This is a genomic window from Micropruina sp. (assembly GCF_027492755.1).
Lineage (GTDB): Bacteria > Actinomycetota > Actinomycetes > Propionibacteriales > Propionibacteriaceae > Micropruina.
In genome coordinates, this window is sequence record NZ_JAPUED010000024.1 from 23331 (window position 1) to 28192 (window position 4862).

The window sequence follows — 4862 nt, forward strand, 5'->3', positions numbered from 1 at the left end:
CCAGCGGCGGACGTGCCAGGTGGCCTCGACATCGTCCTCGTTGTATTCCAGGACGCGTTGCCGGGCGGCGGCCCGGACGTCGGCGGTGGCGCCGCTGACGGCCTCGTCGAACCAGGCCTGGCTGTTCAGGCCGCCGGGGCTCTCGTCGCGCCAGCGGAAGCCGGCGGCGCGGGTCGCGACCACCTTCAGGCCCAGGCCCTGGGTGCCGAAGAAGTGCGTCCGGATCGCGGTGAACAGGTCGACGAAATGCTGCCGGGCCCAACCCACCGCCCAGGCAAGAACCTCGTCGCCGCTCGCCGTCGCCAGCCGCTGCAGCCGCACCACCTCGTAGTCGGAGTAGTGGTAGACGAAGGTGTCGACGCCGTCCACCAGGTCGCGCAGCCAGCTCATCGCAGCGATCGCCAGCTCCTGTTCGGCGGCATCGTCGAGCGGCTGGAACGCGCTGAAATGGCGGTAGTAGCGGCTGCCGTCGCGCGCGTCGCTGACCTCGAAGCCCCACAGGTACACCCGGTCGTCGGACGAGGTCTCGATGTCCAGGTCGATCTCCAACGTCGCGGACGGCACCTCGATCGGGCCCTGCGTCACCCGGTCGAAATCCACCCCGCGGGCCATCAGCACCGAACGCCGCCAGGCCAGCCGCAGCCGATCCTCGGCGCCCACCCGGTGAGTGACCCGCGGCAGATAGTCGGGCAGCAGCGCCTCCAGGTCGGTGGCCGCCAACTCGGCGACGGTCGCCACCCCGAGATCCCGCAGCACCCCGATCTCGTACACGTCCAGCGGCGACTTCGAGATCCGCAGGCTGAGGTCGTCGTCGTCCAACTGCGGACGGCAGACGTCCCACCACTGGCACCAACCGCATTCGCGATTCGCCACCGGCAGCAGCACCGGCGGATCCTGCGGCTCGAGCGAGGCGGCGACCAGCGCGATCTCGACCCGGAAAGCATGCTCCACGTCGTACCGGGCCAACGCCGACACCCGCTCGATCGGTCCGGACGGCTCGCTCGGCTCGACCCACTCGCTCGACTCCACCAGCGACTCGGGAGCGGCCGCAGCCACCGCCGACGACGCCCGCGGACTGGGCGGCAGCAGCGCCGCGTCCAGATCCACCCAGGACAGAACCCGACCAAGTGCGGGCAGATCATCGCTGCCGACAACCGCCGCCAGCGGCAGAGACGCGGCGTGCCCGATCGTCTCCAGCATCCGTCGATAGTGGGCGAGTTGCAGCAGGTCGTTCAGCCGCCAGGTGTAGCGGAACCGATGCCCTTCCAGTACCCGACGCCGCAACGGATCGGACAACGCCGACCAGGTCAGCGCCGAACCGCCACCGCGCGGGTCGCTGACCCGATGCGATTTGATCTCGGCCGGGTGGTAGCCGCCCGCCGGATCGCGCAGCAGCAGATCGGGGCGTCCGCTGCGATGCGCCACCAGATCGCGGGGCAACAGCGGTCCGATCAGCACATCGACCCCGGACGCCATCGCGTCCAGCGCAGCCCGCTCCTGCTCGGCACTCGCTCGCTCGGTCAAAGACCGTCCGTCGAACACCGAGCCGTCGAAGCCGGACAGCAGTTGGGTGACCACCTCGGCCTGGAAGGCGATGCCGCCGTGGAACACCTCGCGCAGGCCCTCGTCCGCCGGCGGCAGGCTCATGCCGGGGTGGAAGGCGTTGTGCGTCTTGACCGGACAGCTGCGGGCGGCGTAGGCGTCCAGTGCGAACATCAGGCGCGGCCGCGGTGCAGTGCGACGATGCCCCCGCTCTGGTTCTGCCATTCGACGTCGCGCCAGCCGGCCGCCGCCATCGCGTCGGCCAGCACCGGCTGGGTCGGCCAGGCCCGGATCGACTCGGCCAGGTACTCATACGCCACCGGATTGGACGCCGTCAGCCGCGCGACAAGGGGCAACACCCGCAGCGCCACCCCGTGGTAGGCGAGGCGCAGCCAGGCCTCGGTCGGTGTGGAGAACTCGCAGATCACCACCCGGCCGCCCGGACGGGTCACCCGGCGCAGCTCGGTGACCGCGGCCGCGGTGTCTTCGACGTTGCGCAGCCCGAACGAGATGGTCACCGCGTCGAAGGCGCCGTCGGCGAACGGCAGCGCCAACGCGTCGGCGTTCACGAAGGCCAGGTCGGGCTCGCGCTGCTTGCCGACCTGCAGCATGCCGAGGCTCAGATCGGCCGGCACCACCAGGGCGCCGGCGTCGGCGAACGGCTTGGACGAGGTGCCGGTGCCGGCTGCCAGGTCGAGAATGCGTTCACCCGGCTGCGGCGCCACCGCGGCCACCACCGCGCGCCGCCAGCGGTGATCCAACCCGCCGGTGAGAACGTCGTTCACCAGGTCGTACCGGGCCGCCACGCCGTCGAACATCTCGGCCACATCGGCCCGGCGCTTGGCCAGCGTCGCCTTCGCCCCTCTCGGTTCACCCACGGCCCATAGCCTGCCACGCCCCACCGACACCGCGGACGATTCGGGCCGGGCTTGGATTGTGCGAGAGAATCCTGACTATGGCCAAACGCAGCACAGTGCTCAAGGTGGCCGGACTCCGCAAAGCCTTCGGTCCGGTCGTCATCGTGGACAATTTCAACCTCGAGGTCCGCGAGGGTGAGGCGATCGCGCTGACCGGCCGCAACGGTGCCGGCAAGTCCACCATCCTGCGCTGCCTGGTCGGTGCCGACACCCCCGACGAGGGCACGGTCGAGGTGAACGGCATCCGGATGAGTGAGACGAACCCCGAGGTGCGGCGCGCGCTGGCCACCGTCATCGATGACCTGGACTTCTTCCCCGACCTGTCGGTGGTCGAACATCTCGACCTGCTGGCCCGTGCGCACGGCGTCCCCGACCCCGAGACGGCGGTCGACGAGGTGTTGCACGAGGTGCAGCTGGTGCCGCAGTCCGGACAGCTGCCCGGCACCCTGTCGTCGGGTCAGCGGCGCCGGCTGGCGCTGGCCACCGCCTTCGTCCGGCCCCGTCAGCTGCTGGTGCTCGACGAGCCCGAGCAGCGTCTCGACGTCGAAGGCGTCGACTGGCTGGCTGCCCGGCTGGCCGCCGAGCGGGCCCGGGGCCTGGCGATCGTGCTGGCCAGCCACGAACCGAAGCTGGTCGACGTGGTGGCCACCCGCGTCGTCCGGATCGGCGCGGACGTCGCCGACGAGGTCAGCGCGTGAGCAAGAAGTCCCGCAAGCTGATCCGCTCCGGGGCGACGCCCGCCGCGCCGAAACCGGACGCGGCTCAGGCCCCGGCGCCCGAACCGGAGCGCACCTTCTGGTTCCTGCCGGACGCGCCGTCCGAACCGGTCGACGAGCGCGAACTGCACGACGCGATGAAGCAGTGGCGCCACGGCCGCGCCACCCGCTCGATCATGGAAGCCATCCAGGACGCCTACGTCGCGGTCTTCAGCATTCTGCTGGTCGGCGCGATGCTGACCAACCTGGTGCTTCAGGCGCAGTCCACGATGGCCAACTGCGCCGCGGACAGCTGTGTCTCGGCGCGCACCCTGGTGCCGTGGGCGACCTGGTTCGCCCTGCTCGGCCTCACCCTCGCCGTGGCCCGGCTGTTCGGCCCGGTGCTGGTCTCGGCCGCCGAGGGTTTCTGGCTGATGGACGCCCCGATCGAACGCTCCCGGCTGCTGTCCGGACGGCTCCGGCTGGCGACTGCCGCCGCCGGCGTCCTGGCCGCCGTGCTGGGTGCGCTGATCGCCGCGCTGAGCGGATCGAGCCTGGTCGACATCGGCCTGTGGGCGCTCGCCAACGGCTTGGGCGCGGCGGCGCTGACCGCGTTCGCGGCCGCGGAACAGACCCGCGAGCGGACCAGCCTGACCCGCCTCGTCCAGACCCTGTTCGCACTGCTGGCGCTGGCGACGCTGCTGCTGACCGTGGCGGTCGCCGCCGGTTGGGCGACGTTCACCGTGCCCGCCGCGGCCGTCGACTTCGGTCCGACCGTGGCCGCCGGGCTCGGGCTGTTGCTGTTGATCGTCGAACTCGTGGTGTCCGGACGCCGGCTGAACCAGATCCGGCGGGCCCGGCTCACCTCCGGCGGCTCGCTGGTCGCCGGCATGCAGGGCGCCATGTACGCCCTCGACTTCGGCCTGGTCCGCGACATCGTCGTGGAACGCGCCGCGATCGAACGCGGCCACGTCACGCCCACCCCGGGCCATGGCCAAGGCCTGCGGGCGCTGCTCTGGCGCGACCTGCAGCGGCTGCGCCGGTTCCCGCGTCCGTTGATCCCGCTGGTGGCGTCCGTGGTGGCGCCGTACGCCCTGGACGCCCTCGGACTGACCACGGTCAACCCGCTGGTGTCGGGCCTGATCCTGGTCGTGGTGCTGGTGCCGTTCCTGTCGATGCTGCGGGTGCTGACCCGCACCGGCGGCCTGGCCCGGCTGTTCCCGTTCCCAAGTTCGCAGGTGCGCACCGTGGCGATGGCGGTGCCGCTGGTGCTGGCCCTGCTCTGGTCGGCGGTGACCATCCCCGCGTTCGTCGGGATCACCTCCAGCGGCACCGAGCGGTCGCCGATCGACGGCGCGCTGATGGCTGTCGTCACCGGTCTCGCCGGCTGGCTGGGCGCCGTCCGCTGGGTGACGGCGAAGAAGGCCGACTTCAACACCCCGATGGTCGCCACGGCGTCCGGTGCGGTGCCGCCCGGCCTGATCTTCAACCTGCTGCGCGGTCTCGACATGGTGGTGCTGATCACCGCCCCGGTGATGCTCGGTGGTTCGCCGCTGTGGTCGTTCGCCCTGGCCGGCATCGCGTTCATCTTCCTGCGCGGCACCTTCAACATGGACGAGATGAAGGCCCAGCAAGAGGCGCTGAACCGTGAGAAGGAAGCCGCCAAGAAGCAGGCCGGCCAGAAGATCAAGGTCCAGCGCCCGGGTCG

The 4862-nt window shown here is 71.2% G+C and carries 4 protein-coding genes; 2 read left to right on the forward strand and 2 right to left on the reverse strand.

Going from position 1 to position 4862, the window contains the following annotated elements:
* Together Q0066_RS01495 and Q0066_RS01500 are read right to left on the reverse strand one after the other, a co-directional pair.
* Positions 1–1716: TM0106 family RecB-like putative nuclease (locus tag Q0066_RS01495; protein WP_298129359.1), on the reverse strand; the 1716-nt coding region annotated here is incomplete at its 3' end.
* Positions 1716–2420: a demethylmenaquinone methyltransferase gene (locus tag Q0066_RS01500; RefSeq protein ID WP_298129361.1), complete on the reverse strand. Its 705-nt coding sequence runs from the start codon at positions 2418–2420 to the stop codon at positions 1716–1718. The genes Q0066_RS01495 and Q0066_RS01500, both read right to left, overlap by 1 nt.
* Positions 2421–2497: 77 nt before the next feature.
* Here Q0066_RS01500 and Q0066_RS01505 point away from each other — a divergent pair, with 77 nt between their 5' ends.
* Both Q0066_RS01505 and Q0066_RS01510 read left to right on the forward strand, forming a co-directional pair.
* On the forward strand, positions 2498–3157 hold the full coding sequence (locus Q0066_RS01505) for an ABC transporter ATP-binding protein (protein ID WP_298129363.1): 660 nt from the start codon (positions 2498–2500) through the stop codon (positions 3155–3157).
* Positions 3154–4862: DUF6297 family protein (locus Q0066_RS01510; RefSeq protein WP_298129365.1), on the forward strand; the 1709-nt coding region annotated here is incomplete at its 3' end. The genes Q0066_RS01505 and Q0066_RS01510, both read left to right, overlap by 4 nt.